At 62.1% G+C, this 14,292-nt stretch carries 11 protein-coding genes; 6 read left to right on the forward strand and 5 right to left on the reverse strand.

The genetic code is table 11. From position 1 onward, the window contains the following. Nucleotides 1-308: 308 nt before the first annotated feature. The 4 genes from AC0L15_RS02335 to AC0L15_RS02350 all read right to left on the reverse strand — a co-directional run bounded on the left by AC0L15_RS02335 (nt 309) and on the right by AC0L15_RS02350 (nt 8,148). The gene (locus AC0L15_RS02335; RefSeq protein ID WP_473495855.1) at nt 309-2,828 is read right to left on the reverse strand and encodes a caspase family protein; all 2,520 of its coding nucleotides are present in this window, start codon (nt 2,826-2,828) and stop codon (nt 309-311) included. 1,237 nt (nt 2,829-4,065) lie between these two features. Beyond that, entirely contained in the window at nt 4,066-4,614 is a 549-nt protein-coding gene (locus tag AC0L15_RS02340; RefSeq protein WP_419696479.1) for a hypothetical protein, read from the reverse strand. Between the two features lie 79 nt (nt 4,615-4,693). Continuing rightward, nucleotides 4,694-5,053 (reverse strand): response regulator, encoded by a 360-nt coding sequence (locus tag AC0L15_RS02345; RefSeq protein ID WP_023801272.1) that lies wholly within the window; start codon nt 5,051-5,053, stop codon nt 4,694-4,696. Then, a complete protein-coding gene (locus AC0L15_RS02350; protein ID WP_473495856.1) occupies nt 5,050-8,148 on the reverse strand; it encodes a CheR family methyltransferase in 3,099 nt (1,032 codons plus the stop codon). Before AC0L15_RS02350 ends, AC0L15_RS02345 begins: the two co-directional genes overlap by 4 nt. A gap of 167 nt (nt 8,149-8,315) precedes the next feature. Here AC0L15_RS02350 and AC0L15_RS02355 point away from each other — a divergent pair, with 167 nt between their 5' ends. Both AC0L15_RS02355 and AC0L15_RS02360 read left to right on the forward strand, forming a co-directional pair. Continuing rightward, complete coding sequence (locus AC0L15_RS02355) at nt 8,316-8,513, forward strand: hypothetical protein (protein WP_023801270.1); 198 nt, start codon at nt 8,316-8,318, stop codon at nt 8,511-8,513. Between the two features lies 1 nt (nt 8,514). Continuing rightward, complete coding sequence (locus AC0L15_RS02360) at nt 8,515-9,111, forward strand: response regulator (RefSeq protein ID WP_473495857.1); 597 nt, start codon at nt 8,515-8,517, stop codon at nt 9,109-9,111. 116 nt (nt 9,112-9,227) lie between these two features. On the opposite strand, the gene AC0L15_RS02365 is transcribed toward AC0L15_RS02360, so the two are convergent. Beyond that, on the reverse strand, nt 9,228-9,497 hold the full coding sequence (locus AC0L15_RS02365; protein ID WP_027153502.1) for a hypothetical protein: 270 nt from the start codon (nt 9,495-9,497) through the stop codon (nt 9,228-9,230). Between the two features lie 249 nt (nt 9,498-9,746). Between AC0L15_RS02365 and AC0L15_RS02370 the strand changes: the two genes are divergently transcribed. The 4 genes from AC0L15_RS02370 to AC0L15_RS02385 are packed head-to-tail and all read left to right on the forward strand — an operon-like array spanning nt 9,747 to nt 14,291. Then, nucleotides 9,747-10,853, forward strand: a complete 1,107-nt coding sequence (locus AC0L15_RS02370) for an NAD-dependent epimerase/dehydratase family protein (RefSeq protein ID WP_473495858.1) — start codon at nt 9,747-9,749, stop codon at nt 10,851-10,853. Next, entirely contained in the window at nt 10,850-11,917 is a 1,068-nt protein-coding gene (locus AC0L15_RS02375; protein WP_473495859.1) for an NAD-dependent epimerase/dehydratase family protein, read from the forward strand. Before AC0L15_RS02370 ends, AC0L15_RS02375 begins: the two co-directional genes overlap by 4 nt. Continuing rightward, entirely contained in the window at nt 11,914-13,206 is a 1,293-nt protein-coding gene (locus AC0L15_RS02380; RefSeq protein ID WP_287119929.1) for a TIGR04295 family B12-binding domain-containing radical SAM protein, read from the forward strand. The genes AC0L15_RS02375 and AC0L15_RS02380 overlap by 4 nt, the downstream gene beginning before the upstream one ends. Continuing rightward, the gene (locus AC0L15_RS02385) at nt 13,191-14,291 is read left to right on the forward strand and encodes a glycosyltransferase family 4 protein (protein ID WP_473495860.1); all 1,101 of its coding nucleotides are present in this window, start codon (nt 13,191-13,193) and stop codon (nt 14,289-14,291) included. The genes AC0L15_RS02380 and AC0L15_RS02385 overlap by 16 nt, the downstream gene beginning before the upstream one ends. Nucleotide 14,292 lies beyond the last annotated feature (1 nt).

Raw genomic sequence — 14,292 nt, forward strand, 5'->3', positions numbered from 1 at the left:
ACTCCCCCCACTCCGGCCAGTCCCGCCACCACCTCCCGAAGTCGGAATGATTACGGGAGCAGCCGGCTCGTCCGCGACCGGTTTAACCGCTTTCCTGGCGGCTACCGGTTTGGGAGCCGGGTTGACGACCTTCCGCGGCGCCGGGGCTCTGCGAACGACCTTCGGCGCCGGTGCTGGCGTCGCCACCAGCGGCGTCGGTTGAAGGGGTGGCCAGGATGTGCAGCCCGTGACCCCGGCCAAGGCGATGGACAGAGTTATCCCGAGTGTTGCCTGCTTTCGATTTCTGCCCACCATTGCCTCCTTGTTGATCAGAACAAATCCCGACGCGGATTGGCTTGTTCCCAGACCGCCCTTGCCACTTTGACCAGTTGCTTGTCGACAGAACCGCTCAACGGAATCTTCGACTTGAGTTCCCCACGCAGCTGCTTCAACGCCGCCGCTTTCGGCTTGGCCCCGAATTTCGCCAACGTCGCGCGGGCGTCAGGCAACTCATTGCGAAAATCGAGCGCTACTGTGAATGCCAGGAAACGCACGGCGACGGCCTGGTCGGCCTGGTCGCCCTTTTGCATCTCGAGAGCCGCGCGATCATAGGCGCCGGACTGGTCACCGCGCGAGGTTGCCAGTTCAAACAGGCGTTGGGCTTCATCAAGGTTCTGCTCGACGCCAACGCCATCACGGTACATGCGCGCAAGACTGGCCGGCGCATAGGGCTGGCCGAGGTCGACGGCCTTCTGAAAAAGCTCCAGCGCAGCCTTCGGATCCTTCTCGACGCCTCGACCGCTGAGGTAATTGCGACCGAGCAAGTTCATCGAATACATGTCCTGGCGCTGGACGCCGGCCTTCAGGAAGGCAACGGCACGGGCCTGGTCGGCGGGCACGCCGTTGCGGCCTTCGGTGAAGATCGCGCCGAGATCGTTCATGGCATAGGTGTGCCCCATCGATGCCGCCTTGAGCAGCAGATCCAGCCCCTTGCCGGTGTCGCGCTCGACGCCGTTTCCATGGAACAGGGCACGACCCCATGCCGTCATGCCGTAGGGGTCACCCTTGTCGGATGCCACCGCGTAGAAGGTGTTGGCCTGCTTGCGGTCGACAGCCTGGCCCGTTCCCGTCGCATGGAGGTAGCCGAGCTCGAACACCGCGCGCACGTGCCCCCTGTCGGCGGCCTGCTGGATCGCTTTCCTGGCCTGGTCCACCTTGCCGGCTGCAAGCAGCGCGCGCCCCAGTTCATAACGGAAGCGGGCGACATCGGGATACGCCTTCACCGCAGCCTCGCACAGCTTGACCGCGTCGGCGCCGATTTCATTCGGCAGCAGGCCGGGGACCACGCCTTGAAGGTCGAGAGGTTCGCCGGCAGCCAGGTCGCATGGATCGACGCTCGGCGACAGTTTCATTTTGGCGGGTTTGGCTGCTCCGCTGTCCGCCCGAATTTCGAAGGCGATCTCGACCGGTGCACTGGCTCCGATCTGGGGTTCATAGCGCAGCCCCTCGACTTCGCCGACCGTCAAGCTCGATTCGGGCGACAGGGTCCGATCCGGCAGGGAGAGCGTCCCCGTTGCCGGATAGTTTGTGACTTTCAGGCTGACCGCCGCATCGTCTGTCGGGACGTCGAGGTTCAGGGCAACGGCGCCGACGCCGACCGGAACGTCGACGTCCCGGTTCTCGATCGCCTCGGCCGCACCGGTGACATGAATGCCGCGCTGCAGCACCTGCTGCTTCTGCTCGGCTTCGAGCGAGGCCATCACCTGTTCGCCCTCGGCTCCTTCGCCGCTCTTGACCCGGAACACCAGCATGCCCTTGGCTTCGCCGCCCCAACTGTCGCGTGCGGCATAGGCCAGCATATCCATCTCTTCCGGCTCGCCAGTTCCCTTGGGGACATCCAACTGCAAACGCGGCAAATCCTTGCCCTGGATCGGTTCTCCCGCCTCGACGACCTTGCCGTCCAGCATCAGGCGTCCCAAGGCGGGTAGTCTTTCGATGCTGACGGTTATTGTCCCGCCATCGACCTGGACCGGTTCCGGGAGGTCCAGATCGACGGGGCCGGCCCCGGACAGCACGACCTTCTCCAATACCGGCGGCAGCGATGGGCGGCTGATGCGACGCATCAGAACGACTTCGTCAATCAGCGAAGAGTTCTCCCAGGGAACTTGCAGGCCCTTGGTCGCCTCAACCACATCCCGGCGGACGGCCGACATGACCGTGCGGATCTCCTGGTTTGGGGCGAGCGCGCGACGAGAAAACGCCGATGAAAAAGGACTGAGGTCGCCGGCGCCGTCATAGGCGACCGCGCCGGGTTCGGTGGCGAAAGCAATCAGTGTGTTCAGTGAGCTTCTTACTTGCGCAAGGCCGGTGCCGCTGGCGGTAAGAAGCTGGTCCCTGAGCCAATAGTCCTTGCGAGGGAATGGATTGTTGCGGCAGGCATCGAGGATGATCACCTGGATCTTCGATTTCGAACGCATCTGCTGCAGCACATCGTTCAGCTTGATTGCCTGGACCTCGACGTCCGCCGCATCCTTCAACGAGGCATCGACAGGGATCAGGAAATTTTCGCCGCCGATCTGAAAGCCGTGGCCGGAATAGTAGACGACAGCCACATCAGCGCCGTCCACGGCGGCAAGATAGTTGCGAAACTGATCTTCAAATTGCAGCTTCGTAAGATTGCTCGCGACGAAAACATCAAAACCAGCCGCTCGAAACGTGTTGGACACGTCCACCACATCCTTGGCCGGGTTCTTGAGGGCCGAGATTTCCTGGTAATCGGAGTTGCCGATTACAAAGGCGACCCTTCGTTCGACTGCAGAAGCATCGAAAGTCGCGACGCTTGCGAGCATCAAGGCCGCAACGAATCCGCAACGTCGGAGCATGGCAAATCCCTTAACCGTCGTTACCTGGCGACCACAAGAACACAGCTTGCAGTGCCAAGGTCCGTTAGAGAGCATGCTATCTGCCGAGACAGAAAAGAGAGAAAAGCCGTCGCGACAGCGGTATATTCCTCACTTGATCGATCCCTAAATTACATCAGAGGCCGAGTGTCCGCAATGATCGTCAATCGGATTCTCGACCTGGCTATTTTCCGTGGTCGATACGGTCCCCTCGGGCCGCGCGCGGCCGGCATAGCCTTGACTTGCGCATGCATCACGCGTCAGGGCGCCTGAGGTTTTCCACTGCTAATGTCGGCCTGCCCCTGATTTTTCCTAGCCACCATTTCCGCGACTCAATTAGCGTCTGCTTATGGAGCATCGGCACGCCATTCGACGGAACAAGGAAGGGCTTTGGGAGGTCTACGACATAGACGACGATAGGGTGGTCTTCGCAGAAGGGGTGGCTCTGACAGATTTGCTGGATGAGGAGGCGCTCGACGCCCTGGAGTTGCTAAAGGGTGGATTCCTGGTTCCGAGCAGCGCTCCTAAGGCCAGTTGACACTTCCCCAAGGGATACGCCGAGGCGCCGCGAGATGGGGCTGAAGGCGGATCGCCGACACGCAAAAGCGCCGCCGCCTGGCGGGCTCCTGGATGCGTTCGCTCGTCGAGATCTATTTTCGGCCACGTCGCAGCCGCGATACAGACGGTGTGGATCAATTTGCGAGGCTCAGCGCGCCGCAGCGTGGCAAAACGAAAAATTCTCCTTCGTTTGGTTGATGCCGGAACAGTGCTTCGTCCGTAAGTTCGTGCTATATATTAGCAGGAGCTGTTATGAGGTTTTTGCCGGTTCAGGAGCCTACCAACACATGGGCCGTGTTCGACACGACGGTGGATGTGCCGGCGCACTTCGCTGGTATTTGCCTTATCGGCTTGCCGCGGGAGCGGGCAGAGTGGCTCGCAGCAAGGGCCAACCAAGATGCGTTGGCAAGAAGCAGCAGGATCGGCCGGCTCTCGTCTCCGGAGACTGAGCACGCGGTGCTGCCGATACGCAAATGCCAGAAATCGCTTACATCAGCAGGAGGGATTTCAACGACGGGGGAAGAGGCCGCGGCGTTGGCAGCCGGGTACCAGCAGCCACCGTAAGTCCGATGCATTGGTTCTGGGCAAGACCATCCAGCTTGCCCGGTTCCTGCCCGACAGATCGCGGTTATTGCTGATCCGGCATCTCGGTATTCTCTTGGGGGTTCTTTTCGATGCCCGCGGCAGGCGAGGTGTCGGCCGGGGCGTTCCCACCCTGGTTTTGCTCCTGGGCTCTTTCGAGTGGCGAGGTGCGCCAGCCCATATCGGCATACAAAAAGCCGATGAGAAAGCCGACGATGATGATCGCTGCTATCACCAGCGAAAGTATGGCGTTACGTCGCTCCATGTCCCGCTCCTTCCTGCGAGCCGAACAGCCAGTATCGAAAATGGTTCCCATCCAGCGGCAGGTCATGGAACTTCGCACCGTGCCGGCGGTTGACACGCAGGGCTGCGAGCGGTGAACGAAGCCTCCGTTGTTTCCGTCGCAGCAGGAAGGAGACACCATGGCCAATAATGAAACCACATCGAAACCGGCAATCCGGCAGGCAAATGCCGCTGGCTTGCGACGTCCAAGGCGGGATGCTGACGATACGGATGCCGGAGCCAGGCCACCGACGCCGAAAAGCGCGGGAGCCTCGAAGCCCTCGACCGCTCCGCTGGACAATCCGGTGGCCAACCGCAATGCCGGCCGGCCGCGCCAGCAAGGCGCCACGCCGCGGCCGACCGAAAAGCCGCTGGACTGAAGGGCAAACGAGCTAGGACGTCGGGACCAATTCCGCCAAGGCTCTGAGAATGGCCGCCTGATCTGCCGGCTTGCGAACAAATCTAGCGTTGGCGAACGCGGATGGAACATCGCGCGGCCCAAAGCCGGTCAGGCACGCGAACGGAATATGGCGGGTTTTTAGTTCTTCTGCGATCGCCAGGCTCGTTTCGCCATGCAGTTGAACATCCAGCAGCGCCACGTCGACAGGATTTTCGCCGATAAGACGAAGGGCCGCCGCCACCGAAGGGGCCGGGCCGATCACCTGATGTCCCGAATCGCGCAGACAAGCAGCGATGTCCTCGGCGATGAGCCATTCATCCTCGACCACCAGAACGCGCAGCGGGTCGGTCACGGCGTCTCCTTGCGCAGCATCGGGAATGTGATCTGGACCTCGAGACCGTTACGGTTGAAGGTCGTCTCGACGTTTCCGCCAAGCCGATATCCGATCTCACCCTGCAGCAGGGAAAGTCCGAAGCCGCTAACTTCAGGTTTTCTGACCGGCGGCCCGTGTCTCTCGCGCCAGGCGAGCGTGAAAACATCGCCCTCGCCAGACCATTTCAGCACGACCCTGCCCTCGGGCTTCGACAGCGCGCCATATTTGGCGGCGTTGGTCGCCAGTTCATGAATGGCCATGCTGAGGGAAAGACCCTGCTGCGGGCTAAGCTTCACTTCAGCGCCGTCAAGTTCGAACCGGTCAATGCTGAAAGCTTCGAGTTCCTGATGCAGCAGTTCGTTGATCGAAGCTTCTTTCCAGCGCTCCTTCGACAGCAGACCGTAAGCCCGCGACATGGCGTGCAGGCGACCGATCAGCGCTTCGGCGAATTCTTCCTTCGATTCCGAATTTTCACGGGTGCGGTTGGCGATGCTGGCGACCACCGCCAGCATATTCTTGACGCGGTGGTTCAGCTCCGAAATGAGCACCCGGTTTTGCTCTTCCGTCTCGGCCAATGTGGTGACATCGACCAGCGTGACCACGACGCCCTGGATCCGGTTGTCCTTGTCGCGATAGGGATTGATGCGAACCATGTAAAACCGGCCCCGATTGTCGCGCGCCAGATGATGGTTCAGGGTCTCCCCGGTTTCGAAGACAGCATCGATGTGCTGTTTCAGCTCGGGATAGTCGAGCTGGCTCGAAAGCTCGGTCAGCGGCCGGCCGACGTCGGAGGGACGCAGGCTGAAGAAAGACGAGGCCGCCGGCGTAAAGGTCCGCACCACCAGATTGCGGTCGAGGAAGATGGTTGCGATCTGCGTGCTCTCGAACAGATTGCGCAAATCGCTGTTGGCGCGGTCGAGCTCTTCTATCTTGCTGGTCAGCTCCGAATTTATCGTGTTGAGCTCCTCGTTGAGCGACTGCATCTCCTCCTTCGAGGCCTCAAGCTCCTCATTGGTCGACTGCGCCTCCTCGTTGACGGAGACGAGTTCCTCGTTCGACGATTTCAGCTCTTCCAGCGCCGTTTCGTACTCCTCGATTGTCGACTGCAGTCGCTCCCGCGTTTCGCGCAGCTCCCGCTCGAGATCAGCAGCGCCTTCGCCATCACGGTTTTCGCCCCGCACATCCGACCGCGGCTGCACCGGCCCCGTCGGTTCGAACAGGACGAGATAAAGCCGTTCGCCCTTGCCGCGTTCCGCCAGGGGCTCGACAGTGAGTTTGATCGACTGGGCCTGTTCGTCGTCCTCGTCAACGACGACATTTTCCCGCACGACGGTGCGGCGCGTCGTGGCGGCTTCCCGCAATGCCGCGCGCAGGTCGAGCCTTAGCCCGGAGCGGGCCAAAGTCAGCACCTGCCGGCTCGGAATGCCTTGCGGCGCTTCGAGATATCGGCCGGTCCGCGCCGAATAGTAGACGACGTCACCGTCGCCATTCACCACGACATGCGGCGGCGCGAAACGCTCCAGCACTTGTGCCTCGACCGCCTGTCGAAGCGGATAGCTGGCGGTTCGCTTGTTCGGCCCCGTTCCTTCAGGCAGGAAGGCGCCTGAACGGCCATCGCCGATCAGCATCGGCAGCCTAATGTGTGGCGAGGCATGTTCCCGCGCCTGAAAAATGCGCTGCTTCTTGTCGACGGTGGCGAAGAGGTTGTCGTGCTGGCCGACGCTTTCGGACGTGCCGAGGAAAAGATAACCGCCCGGCTTCAGCGCGTAGTGGAAGATCGGAATCACCCGGTTCTGGATGTCCGAGCCGAAATAGATCAGCAGGTTGCGGCATGAAACCATGTCCATGCGTGAAAACGGCGGGTCGCGGACGACGCTGTGAGGGGAAAAGACGCACAGCTCCCGGACCTCGTTGGCAAGCACGTGGCTCTCGCCGTCGCTGCTGAAAAAACGCTGCCTGCGCTCGGGCGAGACGCCCTGCAGCAATGCCGCCGGGTAACGCGCCGCGCGCGCCACCGCAAGCGCGGGCTCATCGATGTCGGTCGCAAATATCTGGACGCGTGGCACAACCGGAAGCGTCTCCATGTGTTCGCGCAACAGCATGCCGATCGAGAACACCTCCTCGCCGGTGGCGCAGCCAGGCACCCAGATCCTGACGGCGTCGCTGGCGGTCTTGCCCTCGAACAGCTGCGGTACGACCTTCTCCTCGAGCAGCTTGAACGCGTCGGGATCACGGAAAAAATCGGTGACGTTGATCAAAAGGTCACGAAAAAGGTTCGCCACCTCGCGAGGGTCCTTCTTCAGCCATTCAACATACTCTTCAATGGAATCAAGCTGTCCGATTTGCATGCGCCGCTTGATGCGCCGCAGGAATGTCTTGGTCTTATAGCCTGAGAAATCGTGGCCGGATTGGCCCTGCAGAATGCCGTAGATCTCGTCGCGGAGCCGACCCAGTTCTGCCGTCTCGTGCTCGCCGCCTCCGGCAACCCCGTTCAGCATGTCGAAGCTGCGGGCGAACCCCTCGAGCTTCGCGCCGATCTCCTCCGCCGGCGCCGCAATGTCGATCAGCCCGCTGGAGATCGCACTTTTCGGCATGTCCGGGTTGCGCGGACCGTAGCCGTTGGGAGCCTGGGCGACCGTCAGTCCGCCACGCTCCTTGATCGCCTTGGCGCCAAGCGTGCCATCGGAATCGCCGCCCGACAAAATGACGCCAACCGCATATTCGCCCTGATCCTCCGCCAACGCGCTAAAAAAGATATCGATCGGCTTGCGCTCGCGGCTGAGCACGTTGGATGGCCGCAGGTGCAGCACTCCCCGCTCGATCGTGAGAACGACGTTTTGCGGCATCACATAGACGTGGTCGGACAGGACAGTGGTGCCGTCCTCGACGACAACAACCGGGAGTTGCGTGTAACGTCCGACGACCTCATGAAGCAGGCTTTCGCGCTCGGGGCTGAGATGGGTGACGATGACGAACGCCATGCCGGGCTGGCCGCTGATGCCTTTGAACAGGCCCTCCATTGCAGGAATGCCGCCGGCCGACGCGCCGACGCCCACAATTGGAAATCTCTTCACCTGAGATGTCACCCCAAGCCCTCGGTTGAACAGCCTAGACGACAAGGCCGCCAAATCGACCCAAAGCCCACGACCGGGCTGAACGCAACGCCCAGCATATAACGTGCGCGAGGGCCGGAACAAGTCCGTGCAGACGGCGTTAAAGTCGGGATTATTGTGGAACTCCAATGTCAAAGCGCACACCTGAGCTGAAGCTGACAAGACGAGCGTCGTTGCGCTTCGAGGATCTGCTGAGTTTGCCGGGAAACGAATCCATTCCGCCGCGCATGCTTGTTTTGGCGAAGCGCTTGCAGGCAGCCTTGCAGGAACATTCCGAACAGGCCCGTGCGGACACTTGCAAATCCCGCTCGAAGAAAGGGCGATGAGGTGCGCGATCTCCGAGGAGTGCGCATCCTGATTGTCGAAGACGATTGGGTATTGGCCGGCGATCTTGCAAGATATTTCGGCAATATGGGCGCGGTCGTCCTTGGCCCTGCGGCGACGGTCGAACACGCCTCCATGCATACCGAGGTGGCTGAGGCCGCGATCCTCGACGTCAATCTCAATGGCCGGCGGGTGTTTCCGATCGCCGACGAACTGATGCGCCGCGGCGTTCCCTTCGTCTTTTTCAGCGGTGACGAGGACATCGTCATTCCCGAACGTCTCCGCCACGCCAGCAATCTTCAAAAATCGTCGGATAGCTACGCCGTCTTCGACGCCTTGTTCCCTCCGGAAAAATCCGCCCTTGCCGGTCGCCCTGCCGTGAACTTGTCGGACAACGTGTTTTCACTTCTGCCGAAGCTCAGGCTCGCGGCGCGGCTGCTTCTGGGCGACGTCGGTGCTTCGGATCGGCTGGTCGAGCGAACACTGGAGCGCGCCATCGGCGAGATCGACAGGCGGCGGCCCGGTGTATCGACCGAAGACTGGCTGAACGGCATCATGCGAAACATTGCCGGATCGGGCGGAACCAGCCTGCTGCACTGATCTTGGTTTTCTAACAGTCTGCAAAGTAGGCGAAAACAGCCATCTATAGTTAAGTCCTCTATCAGAACGCGAGGCGCGCCTAAGAGCTACCCGACAGCGCTGAGTTAGCAGCTTCCTCAGCCGTTCTTGCGGTCGATGAATTTGTTGAACCGGCTGTTTTTTCCGGAGCCGGTTTCGTCCTGGTAAAGGAAAGTCAGATCGTTCTCGTCGAAAATCCGGAAGAACTCATCCCATTCGATGGGTTCGAGCTTCTCCTCGGGCTCGCCAAAATCGATCCGCAAGATGCCGCCCTCGCCCCTGGTTCGTACAACCGCCGGTCGGCCACCACGATCTTCGGCCCATTGGCGGATCTCGTCATGATTGGTGGTTGTCTTCGATTCAGACATTGGAACCTCCTTTGATCCAGACCTTGCAGGCGTGTGGCTTCCTGGATTGCGCCCACGGGCCGCCCACGGACCGGATGAGCGCCCCTAACACCAAAGAAGCTGCAATGTTCCCGCGCATCGCCCAAGGCTCGTTCGCCATGCGTTCACCTCAGGTTGCAGCCTCGCCAAAACCATCTTTGTTGAAGCAGAGGGAACAAACCTTTTGCCAAACAGTTCGGGGCGCCAAGGCCAACTGCGTAAGGAGTTGTCGTGAAACGCATACTGGTTACAGGAGGGTGCGGTTTCATCGGCCGCCACGTCGTCCAGGAACTCGTCGAACATGGTTATGCCGTCTGCATTCTCGATGCGCTGCTGGAACAGGTGCACGGCAGCGAAGCGATCAGCCTGCCGGCAGGAGCCGAACTGATCAAAGGCGACGTTCGCGATCGCGCCGCCGTCGCCGAGGCGCTGCAGGGCGTCGACGCCACCGTTCATCTCGCTGCCGAGGTCGGCGTCGGCCAGTCCATGTACGAGATCGCCCGCTATGTCGGCGCCAACGACCTCGGCACCGCCACCCTGCTCGAGGCACTGATCAAGCATCCGGTCGAGAGGATCGTCGTCGCCTCATCGATGAGCGTCTACGGCGAGGGTCTCTATGCCACGCCAGGCGGTCGGCGCGTCGACAATGCACGGCGGCAGGCCAGCGACGTCAAGAGCGGCCAATGGAATCCGCTGTCGGCGGCGGATAAAAGCCTGTCGCCGCTGCCGACAGACGAGGAAAAGCCGGTCGACCTCGCCTCGATCTATGCGCTGACGAAATATGCCCAGGAGCGCGCCGTGCTGATCTTCGGCGATGCCTATGGCGTCGATGCGGTGGCGCTGCGCCTGTTCAACGTGTTCGGCGCCGGACAGGCGCTGTCAAATCCTTACACCGGCGTTCTGGCGAATTTCGCTTCACGCCTCGCTAACGGCCAGCGGCCGATGATTTTCGAAGATGGCGAGCAGAAACGCGATTTCGTGCATGTGCGTGACGTCGCCCGCGCGTTCCGCCTGGCGCTGGAACAACGCCAGGCGCGCGGCCACGTCATCAACATCGGCAGCGGACGGGCCTATGCGATCAGCGAGGTCGCCCGGCTGCTCGCCGACGCCATGGGTGTGCCGGACCATCGGCCTGAAATTCTCGGCAAGGCGCGCGCCGGCGATATCCGCAATTGCTTTGCCGACATCTCGAAGGCGCGCGAACTGCTCGGTTTCGAGCCGCAGCACCGGCTGGAGGAGTCACTCGACGAGTTCGTCGCATGGGTGCGCAACACGGTCGCCATCGACCGCGGCGCCGACATGAAACGGGAACTCGAAGAGCGGGGACTGGTATCATGAGGCCGGACGGTTTTCGTGAAGCGCCGGTTGCCATCGTCGGCGGCAGCGGCTTCATCGGCTCGAACCTCGCCGACAGCCTGTTGTCGGATGGGGTGCCGGTGCTGGTCATCGACAATCTCAGCCGCCCGGGCGTCGACCAGAACCTGGCTTGGCTGACGCAGAAGCACGGCAATCAACTTGCCGTGGAAACCGCTGATGTCCGGGACGAAGACGTGCTGGCGCCGCTTTTGGCGCATGCCAGGGCGATATTCCATCTCGCCGCGCAAACCGCCGTCACCACGAGCCTGGCCCAGCCAAGCGAAGATTTCGACATCAATCTGCGCGGGACCTTCAACGTTTTGGAAGCGGCTCGCCGCAGCGGCAGACGCATTCCCGTGATCTTCGCCAGCACCAACAAGGTCTATGGCGGCCTGCCCGACGTCACAGTGCGCGAAGAGGACGATCGGTGCGTGCCCTGCGATGCCGGCATCCGCGCCAACGGCATAGACGAGGCCTGCGGCCTGGATTTCTGCACCCCCTATGGCTGCTCCAAAGGCGCGGCCGACCAATATGTGCTCGATTATGCCAAGTCGTACGATCTGCCGACCGCGGTCCTGCGTATGAGCTGCATCTACGGGCCGCGCCAGTTCGGCACGGAGGACCAGGGCTGGGTCGCCCATTTTCTGCTCAGCGCGCTTTCCGGCCGGCCGATCACGATCTACGGCAACGGCAAGCAGGTGCGCGATATCCTTCATGTCAGCGACGCCGTTGCGGCCTATCGCGGGGTACTTGCCCGGATCGACAACATCAAGGGCCAGGCATTCAATCTCGGTGGCGGACCGGGCAACGCCGTCAGCCTGCGCATGCTGATCGAGGAGATCGGCGAGCTGACCGGGCGGAACCTCGCGATCCGCTACGACCGGGAACGCACCGGCGACCAACCTTTCTTTGTCGCCGATACCCGCAAGTTAGAAGCGACGCTCGACTGGAAAGCGCATGTCTCCTGGCGCGACGGCGTCCGCGATCTCGCCGACTGGCTCCAGCGTCATCGCCTCGAGCCTGAACCAGCGAGGTACGTGGCATGAAAGTCGCCCTGGTCAATCCGTTCTGGACCTACGAAGACAGCATCTATTTCGGCTGCCGCCAGCCACATCTGCCGCTGGAATTGGGCTACTCGAAAGCCTCGCTGGAGGCCGACGGCCATCAGGTGCTGATGCTGGACGGGCAAATCCAGAAGCTCGACAACGCGGCACTTGCCGATCGCGTCGCCGCTTTCGCACCGGCCATGACCGTCGTCAGCACGGCGCCGACCTATTTGTTTTGGCGCTGCGCGCCGCCCGAGCTGCGTGTACCAGCCGACTTCCTCAACCGCCTCGCCCGGCGGGGCGGCCGCACAGTGGCTGTCGGGCCGCACGGCTCGGCGACGCCGGCGCCGACGCTGCGCAAGCTGGGCGTCGATGTCGTCGTGCGCGGCGAATGCGAAGAGGTCGTCGCAGAACTCGCCCGCCGTCACGATTGGAGCGCCGTGCCACACACCGCCCACCTCGACGAGGGAAAACTTGTCGGCAGCGGCGGCGTTCACGCCAGTTCGTTTGTCGATCATCCGCCGCTCAGCTGGCCGTCCGATTGGATTGCCGCGCATTTGCACCATCACCACCGGTTCGACGACGATCAGGTTGGTTTCGGAGCGGAGGTCGAGGCGTCTCGCGGCTGCCCCTACAATTGCAGCTTCTGCGCCAAGATCGATTTCCGCGACGCCTACCGCCGCAGGAACCACGATGCGATCACCGCGGAAATCGATCGGCTCATCGGGCAAGGCGTCGGATACATCTATTTTATCGACGAGATCTTCCTGCCGCAGAAGGCGCTGCTGGAGGCGCTGGTCGATCGCGACGTCAAGTTCGGCGTGCAGACCCGCATCGATCTTTGGAAGCCGGAGCTCCTCGAACTGCTGGGTGCCGCCGGCTGCGTTTCGATCGAAGCCGGCCTCGAAAGCCTGACGGTGGAAGGCCGGGCCATGCTGGCAAAGCGTTGCCGGCTGGGCACCGAGGAACTGGCCGCCTTGCTGGTCAATGCACGACGTCACGTCCCGTTCGTCCAAGCCAATCTGATCGGCGTCGTCGAGGACGATCCGGCTCTGGTCGATCATTGGCGCAAGCACCTCATTGACCGCGGCGTGTGGGCCAACGAGCCGGTGCCGCTCTATCCCTATCCCAGTTCGCCCAGCTATCGCGAGCTTTGGGGCGAGCCCGACGATCTCGCCTGGGAGCGCGCCCACGAGCATTACCTGGCCTCTTTCCGGACGTTCAGCGACATCCAGGAGAAGCGCCCGCGAGCGCTGGCCGATTTGGAGGCGACATGTTGCAGTCACTGATCCGCCGCCCGCGGCGAATCCTGATGACCGTCGATGCCGTCGGCGGCGTCTGGCGCTACGCGCTCGATCTGGCGCGGGAGTTGGCTCATGGCGGCGACAGCATCGTGCTCGCCGGGCTAGGCCCGGAACCGTCCGAAGAGCAGGCGAAGGAGGCACAGGCTTTCGCTGATTTGGCGTGGCTCAAGACACCGCCGGACTGGATGACCCGCAATGAGGACGATCTGGAAATGTTGCCGCAGGAACTGCGCGCGCTTGTTGGCGATCACGCGATCGACCTCGTCCATCTCAATGCGCCGACACAGGCCGTTGGACTTGATCTGCCCTGCCCGGTCGTGACGGTCTCGCACTCATGCGTCGTGACCTGGCTCCACGCCGTCAGGGGACAGGCTGTGGACGGCGAATGGGCCTGGCAGAAGGACCGCAACAGACGCGGTTTCGATGGGGCCAATGCGGTAATCGCGCCCAGCCGCAGCCATGCCGACATGCTCGAGGCCTGCTACGGGCCGATCGCCGGCCTAAGCGTTGTCAGCAACGGCACACGGCCGGGTCCAAAGGCAGAGCGACGCGAACCGGTGGTTCTCGCCGCCGCGCGCTGGTGGGACGATGGAAAGAACGCAGCTACGCTGGACCAGGCAGCAGCGCTGACGAAATGGCCAGTCTTCGCTGCCGGGCCGATCGAGGGCGGCGATGGCCAACGCGTCAATTTCAGCAATGTCGTTGCTCTGGGCTCGGTCTGCCACGACGAGGTGCGTCGCTTGATGGCGCGGGCCGGCATCTTCGTATCGCCCTCCATTTATGAACCATTTGGCCTTGCCGCACTGGAGGCAGCGACGTCGGCGACACCTTTGGTGCTTGCCGACATCCCGACCTATCGCGAATTGTGGAATGGCGCGGCTTTGTTCTACGACGTCTACGATCCAGGCGATCTCGCCAGACGTGTCGATTGTCTCTCTGACGACGCCCAGTACAGGCGCCGGCTCGGCGACGCCGCCGCACGCCGAGCGCGCAAGTTTTCACCAGCAAGGCAAGCGGCGGCCATGCACGACATCTACGATCGGGCCGCCCTGGCCGTTGCGGAACGCTGAC

Source organism: Mesorhizobium sp. WSM4846 (genome assembly GCF_055811415.1).

Excerpts from the sequence above, each read along its gene's own strand:
- AC0L15_RS02335 (WP_473495855.1), bottom strand. The coding sequence starts at position 2,828 with ATGCTCGCAAGCGTCGCGACTTTCGATGCTTCTGCAGTCGAACGAAGG.
- AC0L15_RS02355 (WP_023801270.1), top strand. The coding sequence starts at position 8,316 with ATGTCAAAGCGCACACCTGAGCTGAAGCTGACAAGACGAGCGTCGTTG.
- AC0L15_RS02365 (WP_027153502.1), bottom strand. The coding sequence starts at position 9,497 with ATGTCTGAATCGAAGACAACCACCAATCATGACGAGATCCGCCAATGG.
- AC0L15_RS02375 (WP_473495859.1), top strand. The coding sequence starts at position 10,850 with ATGAGGCCGGACGGTTTTCGTGAAGCGCCGGTTGCCATCGTCGGCGGC.
- AC0L15_RS02380 (WP_287119929.1), top strand. The coding sequence starts at position 11,914 with ATGAAAGTCGCCCTGGTCAATCCGTTCTGGACCTACGAAGACAGCATC.
- AC0L15_RS02385 (WP_473495860.1), top strand. The coding sequence starts at position 13,191 with ATGTTGCAGTCACTGATCCGCCGCCCGCGGCGAATCCTGATGACCGTC.